Origin of the sequence: Streptomyces sp. NBC_00344 (assembly GCF_036088315.1) — a bacterium.
Taxonomy (GTDB): domain Bacteria; phylum Actinomycetota; class Actinomycetes; order Streptomycetales; family Streptomycetaceae; genus Streptomyces.
In genome coordinates this window covers 3000582-3022803 of the sequence record NZ_CP107996.1, presented here as the reverse complement: position 1 = coordinate 3022803, position 22222 = coordinate 3000582, and the positions used below count along the sequence as shown (strand labels likewise).

The following is a 22222-nucleotide window of genomic DNA, read 5'->3' as shown; positions in this document are numbered from 1 at the left end:
CCCTATACGCTCCAGCGCTCGACGCCACCATCGCAGCGGGTGACCGCGACGCGGCTGAACCTCCCTTGCGAGACGCACAACCAGAAGGAGCCGCCGATCACGGCTGCCTGGGTCTCCCGGCTCCTGACCCACCACCCCTTCGGCGTGAAGACCACCCGCGGCGCCGCCGCCCGGCCTGGTTCGAGCACGCCCCAGGCCAGCACCTGCCGGCCGCTGTCGGTCACACCGACGCAGGCGCCCCGCAGTAATCGGGTGTCCAGTGACGTGGCCACCAGAACGTCCAGCACGTCATCCCCGGCGTACAACTCCAAGGCGGCCCGCCCCCCGGAGGCGCGGGCCATCCGCACCGACCAGGGGGTGCCCGGAAGCCGAACGGGCGGGACCCCGGCAAGTCTCGACGTCGACAGCGTGTACTCCACTGTGCCCTCTCTCCCGATCCCGATCCCGATCCCGTCATCTCGGACGGGACCCAGTCTTGCCAGGACTGGCGCGCGGGTCTTCAGCGCAGGTAGGTGCATTCACGGTGGTGCTGTCTTCACCACGGCGCTCATCCGGAGGAGCACGGCCAGGAGCCATCGGCGGGGCTTCGGGTGTATCCAGTACCACCACGCTTCTGGGTACCGGCGCTGAGGACAGCAGCCTGTGCCTCCGGAGAGGGTGGGAATGGCAGGGGCGCGCCCACGGAGGACGTCTGCTGACGTGTGCGGCCCGGGGCTTGAACGACGACGCCTCCCGCTACGGGCCGCCCGTCCGACGAGCATCCCGAGAAGGAGACCGCCGACCGTGAAAGCACTGGCGCCCGTCACCCCGAGCACATCCAGGAAGAACCTGTGGCGAGTGGCGGCCGGCGTGTCCGCCACAGCGGCGCTCACCGCTTGGTGGGTCACCGACTCCGCCCCCTACCCGTATGCCCAGCGCTGGCTGCTGGACCTTCCGCTGCCGTTCCTCACGCTGCGTCGTCTCGAACGGATGCTGCGCCCGCAGCCCGGCATGCGGGTGCTCGAGATCGGGCCGGGTACGGGACTCCAGTCACTGCACGTAGCGCCTCGACTCGGTGACGAGGGACGGCTGGACATCGTGGACATCCAGCAGCAGATGCTCGACCACGTGATGGGGAGGGCTTCCGAGAGCGGCATCTCCAATATCGCGCCCACCTTGGCTGATGCCCACGAGCTGCCGTTTCCCGATGCCTGCTTCGATGCCGCCTACCTGGTGACCGCGATCGGCGAGATCCCGGATCCCACGGTGACACTCGGCGAACTGCGCAGGGTACTGAAGCCCGGCGGGCGGCTGATCGTCGGCGAGTTCTTCGACCGCCATCAGATCCGCCCGGCCCAGCTCATCGACCACGCGACCACCGCCGGCCTCCACGTCACCAAGGTCATGGGCCCGCCCTTCGCGTACTACGCACTGCTGCGCCCGTGTGCGGGTGCCCTCTGAGCAGCAAAAAGGCCCTCCCACAGAGAGGGGTGGGGAGAGGCGCCCCCGGTGGGGGACACGGAACCGTACGGCGCCGGAATGCTCGGCCCTCCGCCGGGACCACGGCGTGCACCTTCGTCCCGGCATGCACCCGATGGGGCGCGGGGCGGAAGGCCCGCAGGCGGTGGGGCGGCCCGGGTGCCGGATCGCCGTGCCGAGCGGGATCAGGACGAGCCGGAGCGCCGGCGTCCGGTCTCGGCAGCTCGTGGTGCCACCACTGCTGACAACATTGCTACTGGCAAGTAGGGTCATGGGCCCCAGGAACGGAGCCGTCATGACCCGTACGTTCACCGTGGCCCGCAGCATCCTGATCGAGGCCCCAGCGTCGTCGGTCTACGAGCAGATCAGCAGGCCCGCGCAGATGGGCCGCTGGAGCCCGGAGAACCTCGGGGCGACCGTGCCGGGCGAGGACGAGCCGGCCGGGCTGGGGGTGGTCTTCGACGGGCGGAACAAGCGCGGCCCGTTCCGCTGGACGACCCGTTGCACGGTGACCGTCGCCGAGCCCGGGCGCCACTTCGCCTTCCGTGTCCACGCGATCGGGCTCGGCCGTCCCCTGCTGAGCGCCCCCATCGCCACGTGGGCATACCGCTTCGAGGACGCGGGAAACGGAACGAAGGTGACCGAGACCTGGACGGACGACCGGCGCTCGTGGCCCACCTTCGTGGCCAACACCTTCGACCGGATAGCGACCGGGGGGCGCACCTTCGCCGCGTTCCAGGTCCGCAACATCGAGAGGACCCTGGCCAACCTGAAGCGGGAGCTCGAGGCGGCGCCCCGTTCCTGACGCACGCCCCAGCCGATGAGCGGATGAGCCGCCAGTTATTGAGAGGGCGGGTGCGGACCGGCCCCTCCCGGTAGCCGTACCGCCCGCCGTGGTGACCCTCACTGTGGCGAACCAGCCGCCTACGACCCCGAGTGCGCTTCGGCCCGGGCTTCCACGTCCGGCCGGTGCGTCTTCGCCGCTGCTGCTGCCGCCGCGCCGATCAGCCCGGCGTCCAGGGCGAGCAGGGAGGGCACGATCCGCACCTGCCGGGTGAAGTCGAGCTTCGCGTACCGCGCGAAGTGGCGTCGCAGCGGGCCGAAAAGGAGATCGCCGGCCTGGGCGACCCCGCCGCCGATCACCACCAGGTCCAACTCGACCAGAGCGGCCGTCGCGGCGATTCCGGCCGCCAGCGCTTGCCCCGCACGGTCATAGGCCGCGGTGGCGCGAAGGTCGCCGGTCCGGGCAGCCGCCGCCACCGACTCCGCCGAAGCGGCCGTGCCAGGAGGCGGCGTCCAGCCCGCGTCGAGGGCATGCCGGGTGATCGCCGCGCCGCTGGACAGGCCCTCGACGCAGCCGCGGGCACCACAGGGGCACGGTGCTCCGTCCAGGGCGACACTGATGTGACCGATGTGGCCGGCGTTGCCGGTGGGGCCCTGGTGGAGGGCGCCGTTGAGGATCAGGCCGCCGCCGACGCCGGTGGAGACCACCATGCAGAGCGCGTTGTCGACACCGCGGGCAGCTCCGAGCCAGTGCTCGGCCGCGGCCATGGCGACCGCGTCACCGATCAGCACCGGGCTGACCGACGCGGGCAGGCCCGAGTGTGACCGCACCTCGTCCACCAGCGGAAAGCCACGCCAGGCCGCGATGTTCACCGGGCTCACCGTGCCGGCCGCAGCATCGACGGGACCCGCGCTGCCGATGCCAAGGCAGCTGAGCGAAGCCCAGCGCGGATCGCGCGCCAGCTCGTCGAGGACGGCGGTGACAGCGCCCATCAGCACGGCGGCCGGCTCCCGTGCGGGTGTCGGCCGCTGGGCCCGCAGCAGGACCCGGCCCTCCGTGTCGATCAGCGCACCGGCGATCTTCGTGCCGCCGATGTCGAGTGCCCCGTACACGTGGCTGCCCCCTTCTGCCCGGCTTCCGGCAGGACCCGTCTGCCAGCATGGGCCGAGTCGCTCGACGGGACACTTTGCATGTGTCTGGACAACGTTGTCTAATCGCACCGCGAATGTCACAGTATTTTTAGTAAAAGTTAGGTCATGTAAGGGAGTTGAGGTCATTCATGCTGACCGGGAAAACTGGACCGGTTCAGGATGACGCCTCGCTGTGAAGCATCCGGATGGAGCTGCCCGTATGAAGGACGTCACCCCCCTGACCGAAGGCTGGGCCCTGCGGCACGACTCGTCCCGGGTGCCCGCGCAGGTTCCGGGCTGCGTCCATACCGATCTGCTCACCGCAGGGCTGATACCCGACCCCTTCCTCTCCCGCAACGAGAACGACGTGGGGTGGGTGGGCCGCCGGGACTGGCGGTACGACACCGTGCTAGCTCCGCGCGACAGTGACCATGAGCGCACCGATCTGGTCTTCGACGGGCTCGACACCGCCGCCGCGGTCGTCATCGGCGGCGAAGTGATCGGCCGCACGCGCAACATGCACCGCGGATACCGCTTCGACATCACCGGAAAGCTCGACGCAGAGGACCCGGAGACCGCGGAGACCGCCGGGACCGGACTCTCGGTGCTCTTCACCTCCGCCTACACCGAGGCCGAAGCGGTCCGCGCGCAGCTGGGGGAGCGCCCCAACTCCTATCCGGAGCCCTTTCAGTACATCCGCAAGATGGCTTGTTCGTTCGGCTGGGACTGGGGCCCGACCCTGGTCACCGCAGGTATCTGGAAGCCTGCCAGGCTCGAGCACTGGTCGACGGCCCGTCTCGCCGGGGTACGCCCACTGGTCACCGTCGACGCAGGCACCGGCCGGGTCGAGGTGCGTATCGAGGTCGAACGCACGGCGTCGGGCGCCGGACAGCAGCTCACCGCGGATCTCCGCGTCGGCGACCGGCCGATGGCGTCCGTACGCTTCGACGGCCCGCAGGCCACGGTGACGTCGGAGGTCGCCGGCCCTGCTCTGTGGTGGCCGCGCGGATACGGCGAGCAGCCGTTGTACGACTGCGAGGTGATCCTCAGGGACGGGAGCGGTGCCCCCCTCGACAGCTGGTCGCGCCGCATCGGCTTCCGTACCGTCACCCTCGACACCTCCACCGATGAGCACGGCACCGGCTTCACCCTGGTGGTCAACGGCGAGCGGATCTTCGCCCGCGGGGTCAACTGGATTCCCGACGACGTCTTTCCCTCCCGGATCACCGCCGAGCGTTACCGCGCCCGCCTCACCCAGGCCGCCGAAGCCGGGGTGGACCTGATCAGGGTGTGGGGCGGCGGAATCTACGAGTCCGGCACCTTCTACGAGCTCTGCGACGAACTCGGTCTGATGGTCTGGCAGGACTTTCTCTTCGCCTGCGCCGCCTACCCGGAGGAGCAGCCGCTGCGCTCCGAGGTGGAGGCGGAGGCGAGGGAGAACGTCACCCGGCTCATGCCGCACCCCTCTCTCGTGCTCTGGAACGGCAACAACGAGAATCTCTGGGGCTTTCGCGACTGGCAGTGGGAGGAGGGCCTCGCGGGGAACTCCTGGGGTGAGGGGTACTACCTCGGCCTGCTGCCGCGCATCGTCGCCGAGACCGACCCCACCCGGCCCTACTGGGCGGGCAGTCCCTGGTCGGGCTCCTGGGACCGTCATCCCAACGATCCGGCACATGGCACCTCGCACTCGTGGGAGGTCTGGAACCGCACCGACTACACCGACTATCTCGACCAGTTCCCGCGCTTCGCGGCGGAGTTCGGCTGGCAGGCGCCACCGGCCTACGCCACCCTGCGCCGTGCGCTGCCGGATGAGGTGCCGGCCGCCGACTCGCCCGGCATGCTGCACCACCAGAAGGCGGCCGGCGGCAACGGCAAACTCGACCGGGGCCTGGCCAGGCACTTCGCCGTCCCCGCGGACTTCGACCGCTGGCACTACCTGACCCAGGTCAACCAGGCCCGCGCGGTGGCCACCGGCATCGAGCACTGGCGCGCGCAATGGCCGCTCTGTGCGGGGACCGTCGTCTGGCAGCTCAACGACTGCTGGCCGGTGACCTCCTGGGCCGCCATCGACGGCGACGGACGCGCCAAGCCGCTCCTCCACGAGCTCCGGCGGGTCTACGCGGACCGGCTGCTGACCCTTCAGATACGCGACGGCGGCCTCGCCGCGGTCGCGGTCAACCAGTCGGCAGCGCCGTGGCGACCCGAGGTGAGGCTGCGGCGGATGAGGGCAGACGGCCAGGTGCTCGCCGATGCGGTCCTGGAACCGGCGGCCGGGGCCCGTGCGGTCGCGGCCGCGCCGGTGCCCGCCGGGCTGATCCCGGACGCCGGATCGGCCGATGAGTTCCTGGTGGCCGACGCGAAGGGCCTGCGCGCTGTGCACTTCCCGGTGCGCGACCTTCTGTTCGCCTATCCGGTACCGGATTTCGATGTGGCGCTGGAGCACCACGAGGACCGGGTCGATGTGCGGGTCACGGCCCGGACGCTGGTGCGCGATCTGCTGCTCCAGGCCGACCGTCTCGCCCTCGCGGCCACCGCCGACCGGGGCCTGCTGACGCTGCTGCCAGGGGAAAGCGCCACCATCGGGGTGCGCGGCTGGGACACCCCGGACGCCGGAGCGGCGAGAGCTGCTCTGTTCGCGGTGGAGCCGGCATGAACCGGCCCCGCCCGACGATCAAGGACGTCGCGGCGCAGGCCGGAGTGTCCAAGGCGGCGGTCTCTCTGGCCTTCAACAACAAGCCGGGAGTCTCGGAGACCACCCGCGCGCGCATCATCGAGACGGCGCGGGCGATGGGCTGGGAACCGCACCTCTCCGCACGCTCTCTCACCACGGGCAGTGGGGCCGTGGGTCTCGCCATCCGCCGTCCGTCCCGGCAACTCGGCCTGGAGCCGTTCTACATGGAGTTCATCTCCGGGATGGAGAGCGTCCTCACCGAGCGTGGAGGGGCGCTGCTGCTGCGGCTGGTCCGTGATGCGGACGAGGAGATACGGCTCCAGCGGCACTGGTGGAAGTCGGGGCAGATCGCCGGGTCGGTCCTGGTCGACTTCCAGCAGGACGACCCGCGCGTCCCGGAGCTCGCCCGTATCGGGCTGCCGGCCGTCGCGGTCGCCCATCCGTCGCTGGCCGGACCGTTCGCCGCGCTGTGGACCGACGACGGCACCGCCGTCGGCGACGCGGTCCGCTATCTGGCCGCGCTGGGCCATCGGACCATCGCCAGGGTCGGCGGTTCGGCCCGCCTGGGGCACAGCGTCATCCGCAGTACGGCGTTCGCCACGGCCGTCGCCGGTCTCGGTCTGCCGGAAGGCCGTCAGATGGCGACCGACTTCTCCGGCGCTGCCGGCGCCCGGGCCACCCGTACCCTGCTGGCGTCGGCGGTCCGGCCGACGGCGGTCATCTACGACAACGACCTGATGGCCGTCGCCGGGCTCTCCGTCGCGGCCGAGATGGGCCTGCGCGTCCCCGCGGACGTCTCGCTGCTGGCCTGGGACGACTCTCAGCTCTGCAGGCTGACCCACCCCACGCTGTCCGCGATGAGCCATGACATCCACGCCTTCGGCTCCGACGCGGCCCGTGCGCTGTACGCCGTCCTGGGCGGTGCGCGCGCCGTGTCGCACCAGGCCGCCACGCCGGTGCTCACCCCGCGCGGGTCGACGGCACCGCCCGCGCGCTGACGGCGGGCACGGCCCCCGTCGCCCCGGCGGATGCGGCGGGGCACCGGGCGGCCGACTATGGAAGCAGGACACGTCCCAGGAGGTCGTTTTGTCCGCCGAAGTGGAGGATGCCCTGCCGTACGACGCGGCAGCTCTCACCGCGCTGGTCGGCTCCACCCTCGCGGCGGTCGGCGTGCTCGACCCAGGTCTGCGCTACCTCTATGTCAATCCGGCACTCGCACGGCTCAACGGCATCCCCGCCGCGGATCATCTGGGCCGGACCATCGCCGAGGTCGTTCCCGACGTCGACGCGCACGAGGACATGTTGCGCAGGGTGATCGCGGACGGCCGGCCGAGGGAGGTCACCGCCAGTGGCCGCACCTCCGCCACCGGCTCCGGCGGCACCCGCTACTGGCACGGGGTCTACCACCGGCTGGAACGTCATGGCCGGGTGGTGGGTCTGGTGGGCATCCTGCTGGAGGTCACCGCATCCGTGCAGCAGCAGGAGCGACTGGAGCAGGCCAGGCGGCATCTGGCCCTGCTGGACACCGCGGCCACCAGTATCGGCACCACGCTGGACATGAACACCACCTGCCGGGAGCTCGCCGAGTTCGTGGTGCCCGACCTCGCGGATGCCGCGAGCGTCGAGATCTTCCCGCCCGAGGTCGGCCAGTCCGTACGGCCTGCGCCACCCGGCGTGACCCGGCTGCGCAGGGCGGGGATGGCCGCCCTGCCGCGGCTGAAGAGGGCGGTGCAGCGGTTCGGCGGGCCGGGGGAGTACGTCGACTACCAGGAGGGCGGGGCCATTCCCCGCTGCATCGCGACGAACCAGCCGGTGCTGATCAACATGTACAGCGACGAGCAGATCCTCGTGTCCGCCCCCAACCGCGAGCGGGTCGCCGCCTACCGCGCCCTCGGTTTCCACTCGTCCTGTGTGGTGCCGCTCACCGCCCGGGGGATGCCGCTGGGCACCATGACGCTCGTGCGGGCCGGGGAGTCGCCCGCCTTCACCGAGGACGACGTGGTGGTGGCACGGGAGCTGGCCGGCCGGGCCGCCGTCGATCTGGACCATGCCAGCCGCTATACGCGTGAGCGGGGCATCGCGCTGGAACTGCAGCGCTCACTGCTCTCCGAGCCGTACGAGCCGCACCCGCACGTCGAGGTCGCCACCCGCTATCTGGCTTCGGGTCCCGGTGCGATGGTCGGCGGCGACTGGTTCGACGTGCTGCCGCTGTCCGACGCCCGTCACCTCAAGGCGATCGGCGATGTGATGGGTCACGGGGTCGAGGCGGCCGTCGCCATGAGCCACTACCGTTCGATGCTGCGGATACTGGCCGTCGACGAGCTGCCCCCGCACCGCATCCTGGAGCAGCTGGACCGGATGGTGGAGAAGTCGGGCTTCGACCGCGCCGCCACCTGTCTGCTGGCGATCGTCGACCGGATCCACGGGGTGTGCCAGGTGGCGAGCGCGGGCCATCTGCCGCCGGTTTTCATCGACCCGGGTGCCGGAGCCAGGATCATCGACGTGCCGGTCGGCCCGCCGCTCGGCACCGGGGTCGGCGGGTACGAGTCCGCGATCGTGCCGTGCGGTCCCGGGTCCGTGCTGTTCATCTACACGGACGGCCTGGTGGAGCGGCGGGGCGAGGACATCGATGTGTCCGTGGCGCGGCTGGCCGGCCTCAGGATGCCGGCCAGCGGGCTCCTCAACGATCTGCTGGACGAGGTGCTGGAACGCTTCGGACAGGATGCCGAGGACGACATCGCCGTCCTCGCCTCCCGGATCCGGCAGGGCGCGGATCCGCTGCTTGTCCAGTTGCCTCTGGATCAGGAGTGATTCTCCGCCTGGAACATCCAGCGCTGCTTCTCGAACTCGGCGGTGAGCCCGATCAGCAGATCCTGGGAGACCGGGTCGGGCTTGTCGGTCGCCTCGATCCGCTCCCGCATCCGGGTGATCACGCCGCCCAGCGCATTCACCATCAGGGCGACGACGTCGTCGTCGGAAATCCAGCCGGTGGCCGGCTCGGGCAGCTCGCTCGTCTTGCCCAGCGCGGTGACGCGTCCGTCCGGCGGGACACCGATGGCGGAGCAGCGCTCGGCCACCGTGTCGGCGTAGTCGCGGGCGGCGGTCACCACCTCGTCGAGTTGCAGGTGGACGGAGCGGAATCGCGGGCCCACCACGTTCCAGTGCGCCTGCTTGGCGAGAAGTGAGAGGCCGAGCAGATCCACCAGAGCGCCCTGCAGGGCGTCCCCGGTGGTGTCGCGCGAGTCGGCGGGCAGTGTGCTCTTCACGGTGGCGGTCATCGGTGCGTGCTCCTTACGTGTGTGCTCTTGGCGGTCGGGCCGGCCGGTGCTACCGGCCGGGGGGTTCCGGCCGGCCGGCTGTGTTGCCGTGGCCCTTGAGCTGATGGGGGGTCAGTCGCTCGTCGCTCCTGGGCAGCTCGTTCGACTCCGGATGGTCCAGGACCTCGCCGGGCGGCCCCGCCTCCGGCGGGCGCCGCGGCTGTTCGTCGGGGCGGGGCGGGGCCGGTTCCCTCGACCGGATCCGGATGCCCCACCAGACAGCTGTGATCAGCACGCCGGCGATAACGAGACCGGCGAGGAACGGCGCTGCGCCGGCGAGTCCCATGCTCAGTTCGTACATGGTTCTCCGGCTACCCCGGGATCCGGCGGGCACGCATGAGCCGGCTCCGAGCTCCCGCACACTCCGCTGGACGGCGATGAAACATTTGAGCCGGTCCGGCGCGTCAGTGAGGTGTAAGGACGCACAGGGGGGCGAAGCAACGCATGAGGCAGTCCCGTACGGACGATTTCCGCGAGTTCGCGGTCGGCCGCGCGACTCACCTTTTCCGTTCGGCCTGTCTGCTGACCAGCGGCGACACCCATCTGGCCGAGGATCTGGTGCAGGAGACGCTGGGCCGGATGTACGGGCTGTGGGGCCGGGTGGCGCGGATAGACAATCCGGCCGGCTACGCCCAGACCGTTCTGGTCCGCACGTTCCTGACACACCAGAGGCGGCGGTCGTCGGCCGAGCGCCCCGTGGACGAGGTGCCCGAAGGGCCGGTGTACGGCGGTGAGGACCTGGCCCTGCGGGTCGCGCTGCTCGACGCGCTGAGCCGGCTCGCGCCCAAGGACCGGGCGGTCGTGGTGCTGCGGTACTGGGAGGACCGCAGCATCGAGGAGACCGCCGACGCGCTGCACCTCAGCTCGGCCGCGGTGCGGACCCGTTCCGTACGGGCTCTGGCACGGTTGCGTGAACAACTGGGCGGGAGCCTGACCGAGTTCGCCACCCGCTGAACGCCGCACTCCGGAGACTCTCCTGGATCGCACCACCATGAAGGGGTGGGTTTGTTATGCCTGTTGAAGAATTCGAGGACGGACTGGGCCCGGCTCTGCACCGCGCGGCGGACACCTTCACGCCCGGTGACCGGCCCGCGCTGGTGGAGGACGGGATACGGCGCGGCCGTCGCAGGATGGTGCGCCGCCGCGCCGCGGTGACCGGCAGCGTGCTGGCGCTCGCGCTGATCGGCTCGGCCGGTGCCTGTGCGAGCGGGCTCTTCGCCGACGGCACGCGGACCGGCCGGACCGCGTCGGTTGCGGCCCCGCCGAAGCCGGACACGCGACCGGGCAAGGTATCCGGGCAGCAGATGGTCGCGCTGCTCAAGAACCTCCTCCCGAAAGGCACGTTCAGTGAAGAGGAGGGGCGCGGCACCGACGCCGCGACCGGACCGCTGGCATACGCGGTCTATGACGACGGCCGGGGCAAGTCGGCGATCTCGCTGTCCCTGAGCAGGACCGCGCTGCCCGGATCGTCACCCGCCGGCGACGAGCGGGTCACCTGCCCGGACCGGGCGCTCAGCCGCTACGACGCGTGCACCAGCGAAAAGGTGGGGGGCGGCGCGCAGTTGAGGATCCTCCAGGGCTACGAGTATCCCGATCGTCGGGAGGACACCAAGGACTGGACGGCGACTCTGCTCACTCCCGGCGGCTATCTGGTCGAGGCCAGTGAGTGGAACGCGGCGGCGGAGAAGGGCGCCGAGGTCAGCAGGAAGCTGCCACCGCTGTCTCCCGCCCAGCTGAGGAAACTGGTGACGGCGCAGGCCTGGCGTCCCGCGCTGAAGGCCCTTCCCGCGCCGCAGAAGGAGCAGCCGACCGCCGAAGCGCGGCGGGCGGAGGTCAGCAGCAAGAAGATCCGTGCCCTGCTCACCTCGCTGCTGCCGGACGGGGTGCGGGTGGCCGCCGAGGGAGGGCAGGGGACCGAGTGGGCCTGGATGACCCTCGACGACAAACGCGGCAGGACCTTCCTTGAGATCAACGTGCAGTCCCTGATGACCGATGTCGCGGAGGACTTGGCACGCCGGGCCCAGCATGTCGGGACCCTCGCCGACGGTACCGAGGTCATGACGTCCCAGGGACCCGCGGAGAAGGGCGGCGCGGGGGTCGTGCAGTGGACCGCCGACACGATCCGCCCCGACGGATACCGCGTCGTCCTCCTCGAGATGAACACCGGTTCGCTGCAGGGCGGCTCGGTCACCCGTTCCACCCCGGTGATCACCATGAAGCAGCTGCGGGCCGTCGCGAGCAGCGACAAGTGGCTCGCGCTCCGACCGGGCGCCTAGGCCGGGCCCCGGGACCAGGGCAGGGCGGGCACCCGGCACCGGGGCGGGCGCCTCGCACCGGGGCGGGCACCTGGCATCGGCCCTGCCCGCCGGGCCCGTCGGTCACTTCGCGTCGGCGTAGCACTCCACCACGGCCGTGGTGAACGGAAACCGCACCGGTGTCTCGCCGAAGGCGGTCCGTCCGGCCAGATCACCTGCCGCGCGGATCGCCTCCACCACCTGCTGCGCCTCCTGCTGCGGACAGTGCACGATCACCTCGTCGTGCTGGAAGAAGACCAGCTCGGCCCGGAGGCCTGCGGTGTGCAGGGCCTGCCGCAGCGCGGCAAGCATCAGCAGCGCCCAGTCCGCCGCACTGCCCTGGACCACGAAGTTCCGGGTGAACCGGCCCCAGGCCCTGGCGTCCGACGAAGCGCGCCCCTGCGCCGGATCGTCCCCTCCCTCCTGCGGGATTCCCGCTTCCCCCTCGTCGTCCGACCCGGCGGCCCGCGGGCTGGTGCGGCCGAGCCAGGTGCGGACGAGCCGCCCCTCCTCACCCGCCCTGGCCGCGTCGTCGACGTACGCCACAGCCGCGGGGAATCTGCGCCGCAGTGCGGCGAGATTCTTCAGGCCGTCACCGGAGGTCTGCCCGTAGATCGCGCCGAGCAGTGCGATCTTGGCGTGGTCGCGGTCACCGCTGAAGGCCCACCGGGAGAGCGCGCTGTAGAGGTCCCCTTCGTGGCCCGCCACCTCCATCAGTCCCCGGTCGCGGGAGATCGCCGCGAGCACCCGGGGCTCCATCTGGTCGGCGTCGGCCACCACCAGCCGCCAGCCCTCGTCCGCCACGACGGCGCGCCGGATCACCTTCGGGATCTGCAGCGCCCCGCCGCCGTTGGTCGTCCACCGCCCGGAGACCGTCCCGCCCGGCTGGTACTCCGGTCGGAACCGCCCGTCGCGCACCCAGTCCTGGAGCCACCCCCAGCCGTGCGCCGTCCAGATGCGGTAGAGCTTCTTGTACTGGATCAGCGGCTGCACCGCCGGATGGCCGATCCCCTCGATCTCCCAGCGTCGCGTCGACTTCACCCGGATTCCGGCCTGGGCGAAGGCCTTGATGACATCGGCCGCCAGCTCCGGTCTGACCCGCCGTCCGAACGCGGCGGACACCTCGTCGGCCAGTTCCGCCATCCGGCGCGGCTCCCCGCCGCCCGCATACCTCTCGCCGAGCAACTCGTCGAGTACCGCCCGGTGCACATCGGCCCGCCAGGGCAGCCCGTGGCGGTTCATCTCGGCGGCCACCAGCATGCCCGCCGACTCCGAAGCGGTCAGCAGCCGCATCCGGCCCGGGTGTTCGGCGGTGTCGTGCCGCCGCAGCTGATCCGCGTACACCTCGACCAGGGCCTCGAAGGGGACCTGTGTGGGCGACGGCTCGAAGAGCGAGGACTGGGAGCCCGGCTCGGCGGACCTCGGCCGGGGATCGGGCGGTACTGGGGCGTTGTGCAGCCGCGCCCAGGCGGCCGCCGCGGAGCGCGGCTCGCCGTACCGTCCGGCATGGCCGAGCAGCAGCAGTTCCGCGTCCTCGATGTCGTAACACCGCTCGACGCGCACCCCGGCGGCCAGCAGCCGCGGATAGATCTCGGCCGTCGAGCGCCACACCCACCGCCCGGTCTCCGGCCTCGACCTGACGGACTGGGCCAGATCGGGCTCCCGCAGCACCTCTCCCACCGGCAGGCCGTCGGGACCGAGCCGCGCCAGCTGTGCCCCGCCGCCCTCCACCGCCGCCAGCGCCCACCGCTCGATCATGGGATCGAGTCTCCCAGCCGGCACTGACATCGGGCCGGAGATCCGGCGGGCAGCGGCCGCTCAGGCCACGGCGCGGAACCTGGCTGCCGCCTCGCCGCGGGATCCGACCCCGAGCTTGGTGAGGATGTTGGTGACGTGGAACTTCACCGTCGACTCGCTGATGTGCAGCTCGTCGGCTATGGCACGGTTGCGCTGCCCGAGCGCCAGATGGCCGAGTACCTCGAGCTCCCGGCCGCCGAGCGCGGCCAGCGGATCGGCCGACGGAATCTCCGGTGTACCGAGCGGCACGGTCGCGGTGACCGTCGTCCCCCAGCCGGGCACCGCATCGACCGTGACGCTGCCTCCCACCGCGTCAAGCCGCTCGCTGACCCGGTGCACGGCAAGTGAGCACCGGGTCAGCTCGCCGGGCCCGTCGTCCCGCACGGTCGCGCGCAGTTCACCGCCCGCCAGCTGCCAGCCGACGTGGATCCGGCGCAGCGGAGTCTGTTCCAGTACGGACAGCACGACCGCCCTGACCGCCGCGCGCATCGCATGGGCGGCATTGGCGGGCAACGGCCGGCTGCTGCCGGGCGGCGCGAGTTCGAGCCGGACCTCGCTGTGCCGGAACATCGGTCCCAGCGAACCGGCCAGTGCGGTGAACGCCTCCTCGGCCGGTTCCTCGGTCAGTGCCTGGTCCCGCTCGGCCTCGGCCCGCTGTTCGAGGAGCGCGGTCACCGCGAAATCGGTGGCCCGCGCCCGGGCGGCCGCGTCGTCGAGACCGCGGCTGCGGAGCACCCCGAGCAGTCCGGTCAGCGCGGCTTCGTGCGCGTCCCCGAGTTCGGCGATGATCCGCGCCCGCTCGGCGGCGGTGGCCCGCGACTGCGCCATCGCGCCCGGCACGGCCTCCACGGCCATCCGGTCCGTGTGGCTGGTCAGCAGATCCCAGAGCGCCTGCACGGTCGAGACCGCGTCGTCGCCGAGCACCGCCCCGTCGGTCCTCACGAGCACCAGCAGCGCCCCCTTGGGGGTCGCCGCGCTGCGTACGGCAAGCACCGGCCGGGCTTTCCCGCCGATCCTGGCCTGCCCCTGCCGGGCGGTCCCCGGCGTCACCTCCCCGGACAGCCGGTCCAGCTCGGCCAGGGTGATCCGCCCGGTGACGTCCCGCTCCCCGCACGACTTGAAGGGGGAGTGGGCACACTGCCCCGAGAGTTCGGCCGCCGCGCTGTGCGGTGCGAGGGAGGCCAGTGCGGCGGAGAGCCGCGGCAGGATCTCGGGCAGTGGTCCCCGGACGATCTCGGTCGCGGCGGCCAGTGCGGGGGCCGCGGATCCGGTGAGCTCCATGCCGCTCAGCGTACGGCGGGCACGCTGTCCCGGAGGCTGTACCGAAGGACAGGTGGAACTGTCCGAAAGGCGGGCGGACCGGAGTGCGGCGACGATCAATTCTGGAGCAGGAGATCCACTCGGCCGACAATGGAGGAAGCGTCATGAAAGCGATTGTTTTCGAGGAGTTCGGCGGCCCCGAGGTTCTTGCGTTCACCGACGCGGAGACACCGGACGCGGGCCCGGGGCAGGTCAGGGTGGAGGTGGCAGTGGCCGGGGTGAACGCGCTCGACTACAAGATCCGCCGCGGTTACATGGAGGCCGTCCGGCCCACTCCGCTTCCCGCGATCCCGGGACTCGAGGTGGCCGGGATCGTGGACCAGCTGGGTGAGGGTGTCACCGGACTCGCGGTGGGTGACGAGGTCGTCGGCTGGAGCGCCACCGGGGCGTACGCGCAGTACGCACTCGCCGATGCCGATGCCTTGGTCCGCAAGCCGGCCGGACTCGACTGGGAGACCGCGGTCGCGCTCCCGGTGGCCGGTGAGACCTCGCAGCGGGTGCTCGATCTGCTGGATCTGGCGGAGGGCGAGACCCTGCTGCTGCACGGCGGAGCCGGTGCGGTCGGCTCGATCGCCATCCAGCTGGCGGTATCGCGCGGGGCGACGGTGGTCGCCACCGCTTCCGCGGCCAACCACGACTATCTGCGGGTGCTCGGGGCGATCCCGGTCACCTACGGAGACGGTCTGGCCGAACGGGTGCGGGAGGCCGCACCGCAGGGCGTCGACGCGGTCTTCGACGTGGCGGGCAAGGGCGCCCTGCCCGACTCGATCGAATTGCGCGGGGGCTCGAAGGACCGCATCGTCACCATCGCCGACCCGAAGGCCGCGGAACTGGGTGTGCTGTTCTCGGGCGGCGGTACGGCCCGTCCGCAGGATGGGCTGGCGGAACAGGTCCGGCTCGCCGCGGACGGGGAGCTGCGGGTGGAGGTCGCCCGGGTGTTCGCTCTCGCCGAGGCGAGCGACGGGCAGCGGGTGAGTGAGGAGGGGCACACCCGGGGGAAGCTGGTGCTGAAGGTGTGATCCCGGCCGGGTGTCCGCGGCGGACCGGCCGGCGGGCGGCGGGCCGGCCGGTCACGGACATCCGCGCGGCACGTCCGGCGGGTGTCCGTGGCGCCGTCCCCCGCAGCCCCGGCGGGCGCACGGCGCAGAAGCGGGCTGTCGCCGCCCGTGCGGCGACAGCCCGCGGCACACCCGATGGGCGCCTACGCGCCCATCTTGATCAGCTCGAACGCCGTTCTGCCGTCGAGCGACTCCCGGATGACGTCGGCGTGGCCCGCGTGCCGGGCCGTCTCCCTGATCAGCGTCAGAAGCAGCCATCGCATGGACACCGCTTCCTCGTCCGGGAACCACGGCTGATCGGGCAGCGGAAACGTGTCGTCCAGACTCGGCAGCCCGAGCACGAACTCCTCGGTCCTGGCAGCCACCTTGTCCCAGTAGGCGAGTGTCGACTCGACGGTCTCGTCCCCGACCAGACGGAAGCTATCTCCCCAGGTGCTCTCGTCCCGCTCGGTGTCGGGCGCGACCTGCTGGGCCCGGGCCACCCAGCTCTGCTCGACCTCGGCGACGTGTTTCACCAGCCCCGAGAGCGACAGCTCGCTGGCGCTTGGCTTCGCGGCGGCCTGGGCTTCGGTCAGTCCGTACAGCGCGCGCCTGAGGCCTCCGCGCTCGGCCGTCAGGAAGGACAGCAGCGCGCCGCGCTCGTCGCCGGGTGCCTCTGCGTTGACGTGGGAGACCATGGGGTCCGCCTCTCTCTCGGTACGCAGAACACTACGAACCGTTGCGGACACCTTCTGTCCGCAATGAGAGGCGGGCCGGGAGATCTCAGAACGGGAAGTCCGTCCGGCCGTGCTGCACGGAGATCCACTTCTGGGTGGTGAACGCCTCCACCGTGGAGTCGCCGTTCAGCCGCCCCAGGCCCGAGTACTTCTCGCCGCCGAACGCGACCATCGGCTCGTCCTGGATCGTCGAGTCGTTCACATGCATCATCCCGGTGACGATCCGCTTGGCGAAGCGCACACCCCGCTCGACGTTCCCGGTGTGCACGGCACCACTCAGCCCGAAGGGGGTGTCGTTGGCCAGCCGTACGGCTTCGTCCTCACCGTCGAAGGTGACCAGCAGCACCACGGGTCCGAAGATCTCCTGCCGGTGCAGCGGAGAGCCGGCCGGCAGCCCGGCCAGGACCGTGGGCTCCACCAGGTTGCCCCGGGTGGTGCCGCGGACCAGGGCGGTGGCGCCTTCCGCGAGAGCCTGGTCCACCAGCCCGGTCAGTGCCTCGGCCTGGAAGCTGTTGATCACCGGGCCGATGTCCGTCTCCGGATCGGCGGGGTCGCCGGTCCTCAGTGCCGCGATCCGGGCGGTGAACTTCTCGGTGAACTCATCGGCCACCGCGCTGTCCACCAGGACCCGGTTGGCGGCCGTGCATACCTGGCCCTGATAGGCGAAGCGGCTGAAGACCGCGGCGTCCACCGCGTAGTCGAGATCCGCGTCGTCCAGCACCACCAGGGCGCTGTTGCCGCTGAGTTCGAGGACGGCCCGTTTGAAGTGGCTGCCCGCGACGGCGCCGACATGCCGTCCGACCCGGTCGGAGCCTGCGAAGGAGATCACCTTGGGTACCGGGTGCTCGATGAGCGCGTCACCGATCTCCGCGATATCGGTGACCAGGACATTCAGCAGACCGGCGGGCAGGCCGGCGTCCTCGAAGATCTTGGCGATCAGGCCGCCGCCGACCACCGGCGCGTGCTGGTTCGGCTTGACCACGACCGCGTTGCCCAGCGCCAGCGCCGGCGCGACCGACTTGAGTGTCACCAGGAAGGGGAAGTTGAAGGGACTGATCACACCGATGACACCGACCGGCAGCCGGTAGACCCGGTTCTCCCTGCCGTCCACCGTGGAGGGCAGGATCCGGCCCTCGGGGCGCGGCGCGAGCTGTATCGCCTCGCGCAGGAACTCCATCGCCAGCCGGACTTCGAGCCCGGCCTTCACCCGGGTGCCGCCGAGTTCCTCGGTGATGGCCTCGGCGATCGCGTCCGTGCGCTCCTCGACGATCCTCAGCGCCCGCTCGAGGACCAGCCGGCGGGTGTACGGATTGGTCTCTCCCCAGGACCGCTGCGCGCGCTCGGCGGCTCGGTAGGCCTGATCGACCTCCTCGACGGTCGCCACGGTGATCGCGGCCAGCTTCTCCCCGTTGTAGGGGTTGAAGTCGATGATGTCCCACGAGCCGTTGCCGGTCCGCCACTCGCCGTCGATGTACTGGTGGGCCAGCTCGGTGAAGAAGGACATGTCATCCCCTACTACTGCTGCTACTGCGGGTACAGACCGCTGATGAGAAGTCATCGTACTGACGCATCAGGTGAGTTGGAGCAGACCGCGGAGAACGTCCCGGCTTCCCGGTCCGTCGGGGCTCTCGCCCTGGAGCTCTCTCATCACGGTCTCGTACTGCGCGACCTCTTCGGCTTTGTCCAGATACAGCGCACTGGTCAGCTGCTCGAGATAGACAAGGTCGGACAGATCGGACTCGGGGAAGCGCAGCAGCGTGAAGGCTCCGCTCTCCCCGGCATGACCGCCGAAGTCGAACGGCATCACCTGAAGCGTGACGTTCGGCTGCTCGGATACCTCGATGAGGTGCTGGAGCTGCCCGCGCATCACGGAGCGGTCGCCGTACGGCCTGCGCAGCGCCGCCTCGTCGAGCACCGCGTGGAGCTGGGGCGCGTTCTCCGAGACCAGGACCTTCTGGCGCTCCAGGCGCAGGGCGACCCGGCGGTCGATCTCGGCCGGCGACGCCTTGGGGTTGCCGCGGGTGACGACGGCGTGGGCGTACGCCTCGGTCTGCAGCAGGCCGTGCACGAACTGCACTTCGTAGACCCGGATGAGTGAGGCGGCGCCCTCGAGGCCCACATATGTCTGGAACCAGCCCGGCAGGACATCGCCGTAACTGTGCCACCACCCGGCCAAGTTGGCCTCCCGTGCGAGCCCGAGCAGTGACTCGCGCTCCGCGTCGTCGGCCACTCCGTAGAGCGTGAGCAGATCCTCGACGTCCCTGGCCTTGAAACTCACCCGGCCCAACTCCATGCGGCTGATCTTGGATTCGGACGCGCGGATCGAGTAGCCGGCCGCCTCGCGGGTGATGCCACGCGATTCACGCAGGCGCCGCAGCTGGGACCCCAGCAGAATGCGCCGAACAACAGAACCTCCACCGGGGCTCAACGTCTGGGACGAACCCCAGGACTCGCCTGCTGACACTTTTTCAACCCTCCCCGGTCGCGATATGGGCCGCAGTCTGCCACCAAAACGCTTCAGCCTGTACTCATTCGATTACGGAAAGAGCAAAGCTACAAAATCAGCCGAAGGAAGAAATGGGCAAGAAACGGCATGGGGCCGCGCAAGTCCGGCGCGTGCACGTGCATCTGCCCTTGCATCTGCCCTGCGCATTCGGAACCATGGTCCCCGCGCACCTGCGTTCTCGTACCACCGCACGCTGGCCACGGCCGCGAAACCGGGGAGTGCCTCGCATGGGGACGAATGGATCGACCATGCTCGAGCCGTTAAGGCAGGGCCTTCCTCCCATCGACCCCGCAGCCGTGTCCAGTTCCGCATCCTGCGCGCTGCCGCCGCGGTTCGAAGCCGTCCGGGGCGCACGGCACTTCACCAAGTCCACGCTCGCCGGCTGGGGTCTGGGTGAACGCTTCGACGATGTCGCTCTCGTCGTCTCCGAACTCGTCACCAACGCGCTGCGGCATGCCCTGCCCGCTGACGCCCCGCGCACCGAGGACGCCCCGGTCCGCTTGCATCTGATGCGGTGGACCTCACGGCTGGTGTGTGCGGTGCGCGATCCCAGCCAGGAGAGCCCCGTTGCGGGGAACTCCGGGGATTTCGCGGCGGAGTCGGGTCGTGGCCTGTTTCTGGTGGATTCCTTCGCCGACAGCTGGGGCTGGCACCCGCTGGCGGGGACGCTGCGCGGCAAGGTGGTGTGGGCGCTGTTCCGGCTGCACGCAGCCGACTGAGAACCATCCCGCAATCCTCCGTGGCCCCGCAGTCCCGGTGGTCCCGATGACCCCCGGTGGACGGGTGCCTCGCGCCCCGGGGCCCTCAGCTCTGCTCCGCCGCCAAGTGGTCGAACTCCCCGGCCTTGGCGCCGTGCAGCATCGCTGCTATTTCGGCCCGCGTGTAGACGAGAGCGGGTCCTTCGGGGTGGCGTGAATTGCGTACCGCCACCTCTCCGCCGGGCAGGCTGGCGAACTCCACGCAGGATCCCTGGGAGTTGCTCTGCTCGCTCTTCTGCCAGACGACCCCGTGCAGTTCTGTTGCCGCCATGCCGTTGTACGGGTGGTGCACAGGTAGCTCCCGGGAAGGACAGAAGTGCGGAAGTACAGATGTCAACTGTGCTGGATCATAGCTGTGTTCATATGCAGATGCATGAGCAAATGCACGTGCACGGGCGGTGTTCGTCCCGCTACAGCTTCGCCCAGAACCTGTGCTCACTCATCTAGACGTACGAAAGCCCGATCCGGCTCCCTGGTAGCTTGGCGCGTTCCGTCTTTCGAACGAAGGGGAAGCAGTGCACAGGCTCGTACGTACCACCACCTTCGCGGCAGCCGGCCTGATGGCCGCCCTGGTGATCAGCGGCTGTTCCAGCAGTGACGACAACGATTCCGCCCCCGCCCGCGACAGCGGTACCAGTGCCCCCACGCCGTCCGCGACCTCCGGCGGGGGCAGCGCCGGTGCGGACGCCGGAGGTGCCGGCGGTACCGGTGGCGCCAAGGCGGCGGACGTCGAGGGCAGCTGGGTCGCCACCACCGCCGGCAAGTCCACGGTGATGGTGATCCAGGGCCGGAAGGCCGTGCTGCTCGGCGGGGCGGTGTGCTCGGGTACCATCACCGACGCTGCGAAGCTGTCGCTCAAGTGCCCCGACGGAAACACCGACCGCACGGCGGGCTCGGTCGAATCCGCTGACGGCAAGACACTGTCCGTGTCGTGGAACTCGGGTGTCAAGGACACCTTCAGGAAGACCGACGGGAAGAAGATTCCTGGCGATCCGTCAGGTTCCTGAGGGGTGCGCCGGAAACGGTCCTGGCCGGCCGCCTCGCTCCCGGATCACGGGGCGGGGCGGATGCGGGAGAGACCCGGCCCGGCGGAGTCCCGCCCTTCCACCCGGGCCTCGTCCGCCGCGGCGGTGCCTCCCACCCACCCGGCCTCGTCCGCGACCGATCCGCCCCGGACCCGGCTGACCGTCGTCCGCGGGAACATCCGCTCAGCCTCGGACACCACCGCCACGTCCCGTGCCGCCAGCACGGGAAGCAGGCTGGGCTCCTCGGCCGCCACCTGCCCGGTGGCCTCGGCCAGACGGTGGCCGAGCCTGCTCGCGTAGGCCATCAGGAAGGACTGGCGGAAGGTTTTCGTGCGGCGCCTTCCTCCCGCCCGCTGGGCCGCCTCGGCCCGGGTCATCGCCGCGGTTCCCTGCACCAGCAGTGAGGTGTACAGCAGCTCGACGACCTCCAGGTCCGGTTCGAAGCCGACAACCGTGGAGAAGGCGAAGGCGCCGTTCCAGACGGCGCGGCAGCGGTTGGCGGTGGCGACGGCGTCGAGAAGGACCGCCTTCGCGGTCTCATAGGGGGCGTCGACCCCGATCCGGCAGGCCGCCGGGGCGCCCTCCGGCCGGCCGTCCGCCGCCGGCCTGGCCTCGTCGATGCTGTGCCGCGCCATGAGCTCCTGGGCTTTCGCGCTCAGTGCCTCGGCCTCCGCCGGGTAGCCCGTCGCCTCGGCCTTGGCGAGCAGCGCGCGGATCCGGGTGAGCGCGCGTGGCTCGGCGTGGTGCGGCGGTGGTACCGCGCCGCACGTGCCGGGGGCCGCCCCCACCGGCTCGATCGACGGAAGCCGGAGCAGCAGCCGGTACAGCTCGAGAGCGACGGTGGCCTGTGCGAAACGGTCCGGCCTGCGGTCCCGTGCGGCCGATCCGCCCGGCCCTTCCAGTTCGTCCAGCTGGATTTGCCAGCGCGGCGGCAGCACGTCGTACGCCCGTACCTCGGAGAGGATCAGGGACGACAGCAGCTCGACGTGCGGTTCGGTCAGATCGCGGCGGACGACCCTGACGACGTCGGACGGCTGCCAGCCTCGCTGCCAGGCCCGGCGCAGGAAGTCCTCGCCGCGGCGGGTGAGCTCCGCGTCGGCCCGGGGGTCGGCGGCCAGCAGCGACGCCCCGGTGTCCAGGCCGTCGTCCGCCTCGGTGTAGAGCGCCGCGGCGAACGCCCGGTCGGTCACCGTGTCCATAGGTCTTCCATACGGCAAGGGTAGGTCTGGCCCTGCCCCGGGAACGCCCGCCGGTGGTCGTGATCGCAGCCGCCGGAGACGGTCAACGCTGGGTGCGGACACAACTGCCGTAAGCCTCACCGCAGTCCGGCGCGTCCACCGCGATGTCGCCGCCCTCGGCGGGGTCGATCCGGGTTCCGGGCCGGTACG

General features: G+C 70.9%; 21 protein-coding genes. 10 read left to right on the top strand and 11 right to left on the bottom strand.

Annotated elements, in window-relative coordinates; genetic code table 11:
* Positions 1–2: 2 nt before the first annotated feature.
* Positions 3–419, bottom strand: coding sequence for a hypothetical protein (locus OHS16_RS13705; protein ID WP_328537472.1), 417 nt, complete (start codon positions 417–419; stop codon positions 3–5).
* A 364-nt stretch (positions 420–783) separates the two neighbouring features.
* On the opposite strand from OHS16_RS13705, the gene OHS16_RS13700 reads away from it, so the two are divergent.
* Positions 784–1440, top strand: a complete 657-nt coding sequence (locus OHS16_RS13700; RefSeq protein WP_328537471.1) for a class I SAM-dependent methyltransferase — start codon at positions 784–786, stop codon at positions 1438–1440.
* Between the two features lie 313 nt (positions 1441–1753).
* Positions 1754–2263, top strand: coding sequence for an SRPBCC family protein (locus OHS16_RS13695; RefSeq protein WP_328537470.1), 510 nt, complete (start codon positions 1754–1756; stop codon positions 2261–2263).
* A gap of 119 nt (positions 2264–2382) precedes the next feature.
* On the opposite strand, the gene OHS16_RS13690 is transcribed toward OHS16_RS13695, so the two are convergent.
* Entirely contained in the window at positions 2383–3354 is a 972-nt protein-coding gene (locus OHS16_RS13690; RefSeq protein ID WP_328537469.1) for an ROK family protein, read from the bottom strand.
* Positions 3355–3592: 238 nt separating this feature from the next.
* Between OHS16_RS13690 and OHS16_RS13685 the strand changes: the two genes are divergently transcribed.
* The 3 genes from OHS16_RS13685 to OHS16_RS13675 all read left to right on the top strand — a co-directional run bounded on the left by OHS16_RS13685 (position 3593) and on the right by OHS16_RS13675 (position 8854).
* Positions 3593–6025 (top strand): glycoside hydrolase family 2 protein, encoded by a 2433-nt coding sequence (locus OHS16_RS13685; RefSeq protein WP_328537468.1) that lies wholly within the window; start codon positions 3593–3595, stop codon positions 6023–6025.
* A complete protein-coding gene (locus tag OHS16_RS13680) occupies positions 6022–7041 on the top strand; it encodes a LacI family DNA-binding transcriptional regulator (RefSeq protein ID WP_328537467.1) in 1020 nt (339 codons plus the stop codon). Before OHS16_RS13685 ends, OHS16_RS13680 begins: the two co-directional genes overlap by 4 nt.
* A gap of 88 nt (positions 7042–7129) precedes the next feature.
* Positions 7130–8854, top strand: coding sequence for a SpoIIE family protein phosphatase (locus OHS16_RS13675; RefSeq protein ID WP_328537466.1), 1725 nt, complete (start codon positions 7130–7132; stop codon positions 8852–8854).
* Here the strand turns inward: OHS16_RS13675 and OHS16_RS13670 are convergent.
* Both OHS16_RS13670 and OHS16_RS13665 read right to left on the bottom strand, forming a co-directional pair.
* Entirely contained in the window at positions 8845–9321 is a 477-nt protein-coding gene (locus OHS16_RS13670) for a Dps family protein (RefSeq protein ID WP_328537465.1), read from the bottom strand. The two genes, OHS16_RS13675 and OHS16_RS13670, sit on opposite strands and share 10 nt — an antisense overlap.
* 49 nt (positions 9322–9370) lie before the next feature.
* On the bottom strand, positions 9371–9661 hold the full coding sequence (locus tag OHS16_RS13665) for a DUF6479 family protein (protein ID WP_328537464.1): 291 nt from the start codon (positions 9659–9661) through the stop codon (positions 9371–9373).
* A gap of 143 nt (positions 9662–9804) precedes the next feature.
* On the opposite strand from OHS16_RS13665, the gene OHS16_RS13660 reads away from it, so the two are divergent.
* Complete coding sequence (locus OHS16_RS13660; protein ID WP_328537463.1) at positions 9805–10314, top strand: SigE family RNA polymerase sigma factor; 510 nt, start codon at positions 9805–9807, stop codon at positions 10312–10314.
* Between the two features lie 56 nt (positions 10315–10370).
* Positions 10371–11636 carry a hypothetical protein gene (locus OHS16_RS13655; protein WP_328537462.1) on the top strand — a complete coding sequence of 422 codons (1266 nt, stop codon included), beginning with the start codon at positions 10371–10373 and terminating at the stop codon, positions 11634–11636.
* 102 nt (positions 11637–11738) lie between these two features.
* Here OHS16_RS13655 and OHS16_RS13650 read toward each other — a convergent pair whose 3' ends face one another.
* Together OHS16_RS13650 and OHS16_RS13645 are read right to left on the bottom strand one after the other, a co-directional pair.
* A complete protein-coding gene (locus OHS16_RS13650; RefSeq protein ID WP_328537461.1) occupies positions 11739–13412 on the bottom strand; it encodes a bifunctional 3'-5' exonuclease/DNA polymerase in 1674 nt (557 codons plus the stop codon).
* Between the two features lie 60 nt (positions 13413–13472).
* Positions 13473–14732 (bottom strand): helix-turn-helix transcriptional regulator, encoded by a 1260-nt coding sequence (locus OHS16_RS13645; RefSeq protein WP_328537460.1) that lies wholly within the window; start codon positions 14730–14732, stop codon positions 13473–13475.
* A 143-nt stretch (positions 14733–14875) separates the two neighbouring features.
* Here OHS16_RS13645 and OHS16_RS13640 point away from each other — a divergent pair, with 143 nt between their 5' ends.
* Positions 14876–15790: an NADP-dependent oxidoreductase gene (locus OHS16_RS13640; protein ID WP_328537459.1), complete on the top strand. Its 915-nt coding sequence runs from the start codon at positions 14876–14878 to the stop codon at positions 15788–15790.
* A 182-nt stretch (positions 15791–15972) separates the two neighbouring features.
* Here the strand turns inward: OHS16_RS13640 and OHS16_RS13635 are convergent, their stop codons facing one another.
* The 3 genes from OHS16_RS13635 to OHS16_RS13625 all read right to left on the bottom strand — a co-directional run bounded on the left by OHS16_RS13635 (position 15973) and on the right by OHS16_RS13625 (position 19009).
* Positions 15973–16506, bottom strand: coding sequence for a DinB family protein (locus OHS16_RS13635; RefSeq protein WP_328537458.1), 534 nt, complete (start codon positions 16504–16506; stop codon positions 15973–15975).
* An 85-nt stretch (positions 16507–16591) separates the two neighbouring features.
* Positions 16592–18049, bottom strand: coding sequence for an aldehyde dehydrogenase family protein (locus OHS16_RS13630; protein WP_328537457.1), 1458 nt, complete (start codon positions 18047–18049; stop codon positions 16592–16594).
* Between the two features lie 66 nt (positions 18050–18115).
* Complete coding sequence (locus OHS16_RS13625; protein ID WP_328537456.1) at positions 18116–19009, bottom strand: helix-turn-helix domain-containing protein; 894 nt, start codon at positions 19007–19009, stop codon at positions 18116–18118.
* Between the two features lie 269 nt (positions 19010–19278).
* On the opposite strand from OHS16_RS13625, the gene OHS16_RS13620 reads away from it, so the two are divergent.
* Positions 19279–19770: an ATP-binding protein gene (locus tag OHS16_RS13620; protein ID WP_328537455.1), complete on the top strand. Its 492-nt coding sequence runs from the start codon at positions 19279–19281 to the stop codon at positions 19768–19770.
* Positions 19771–19855: 85 nt separating this feature from the next.
* Here OHS16_RS13620 and OHS16_RS13615 read toward each other — a convergent pair whose 3' ends face one another.
* A complete protein-coding gene (locus OHS16_RS13615; protein WP_328537454.1) occupies positions 19856–20101 on the bottom strand; it encodes a DUF397 domain-containing protein in 246 nt (81 codons plus the stop codon).
* A 223-nt stretch (positions 20102–20324) separates the two neighbouring features.
* Between OHS16_RS13615 and OHS16_RS13610 the strand changes: the two genes are divergently transcribed.
* A complete protein-coding gene (locus tag OHS16_RS13610; RefSeq protein WP_328537453.1) occupies positions 20325–20816 on the top strand; it encodes a hypothetical protein in 492 nt (163 codons plus the stop codon).
* Between the two features lie 44 nt (positions 20817–20860).
* Here the strand turns inward: OHS16_RS13610 and OHS16_RS13605 are convergent, their stop codons facing one another.
* Positions 20861–22033 carry a DUF2786 domain-containing protein gene (locus tag OHS16_RS13605; RefSeq protein WP_328537452.1) on the bottom strand — a complete coding sequence of 391 codons (1173 nt, stop codon included), beginning with the start codon at positions 22031–22033 and terminating at the stop codon, positions 20861–20863.
* Positions 22034–22222: the final 189 nt, after the last annotated feature.

Bases quoted from the DNA above. Each gene is read 5' to 3' on its own strand.
- OHS16_RS13695 (WP_328537470.1), top strand. From the start codon at position 1,754: ATGACCCGTACGTTCACCGTGGCCCGCAGCATCCTGATCGAGGCCCCA.
- OHS16_RS13685 (WP_328537468.1), top strand. From the start codon at position 3,593: ATGAAGGACGTCACCCCCCTGACCGAAGGCTGGGCCCTGCGGCACGAC.
- OHS16_RS13680 (WP_328537467.1), top strand. From the start codon at position 6,022: ATGAACCGGCCCCGCCCGACGATCAAGGACGTCGCGGCGCAGGCCGGA.
- OHS16_RS13670 (WP_328537465.1), bottom strand. From the start codon at position 9,321: ATGACCGCCACCGTGAAGAGCACACTGCCCGCCGACTCGCGCGACACC.
- OHS16_RS13665 (WP_328537464.1), bottom strand. From the start codon at position 9,661: ATGTACGAACTGAGCATGGGACTCGCCGGCGCAGCGCCGTTCCTCGCC.
- OHS16_RS13660 (WP_328537463.1), top strand. From the start codon at position 9,805: ATGAGGCAGTCCCGTACGGACGATTTCCGCGAGTTCGCGGTCGGCCGC.
- OHS16_RS13655 (WP_328537462.1), top strand. From the start codon at position 10,371: ATGCCTGTTGAAGAATTCGAGGACGGACTGGGCCCGGCTCTGCACCGC.
- OHS16_RS13650 (WP_328537461.1), bottom strand. From the start codon at position 13,412: ATGATCGAGCGGTGGGCGCTGGCGGCGGTGGAGGGCGGCGGGGCACAG.
- OHS16_RS13645 (WP_328537460.1), bottom strand. From the start codon at position 14,732: ATGGAGCTCACCGGATCCGCGGCCCCCGCACTGGCCGCCGCGACCGAG.
- OHS16_RS13640 (WP_328537459.1), top strand. From the start codon at position 14,876: ATGAAAGCGATTGTTTTCGAGGAGTTCGGCGGCCCCGAGGTTCTTGCG.
- OHS16_RS13635 (WP_328537458.1), bottom strand. From the start codon at position 16,506: ATGGTCTCCCACGTCAACGCAGAGGCACCCGGCGACGAGCGCGGCGCG.
- OHS16_RS13630 (WP_328537457.1), bottom strand. From the start codon at position 18,049: ATGTCCTTCTTCACCGAGCTGGCCCACCAGTACATCGACGGCGAGTGG.
- OHS16_RS13620 (WP_328537455.1), top strand. From the start codon at position 19,279: ATGGGGACGAATGGATCGACCATGCTCGAGCCGTTAAGGCAGGGCCTT.
- OHS16_RS13605 (WP_328537452.1), bottom strand. From the start codon at position 22,033: ATGGACACGGTGACCGACCGGGCGTTCGCCGCGGCGCTCTACACCGAG.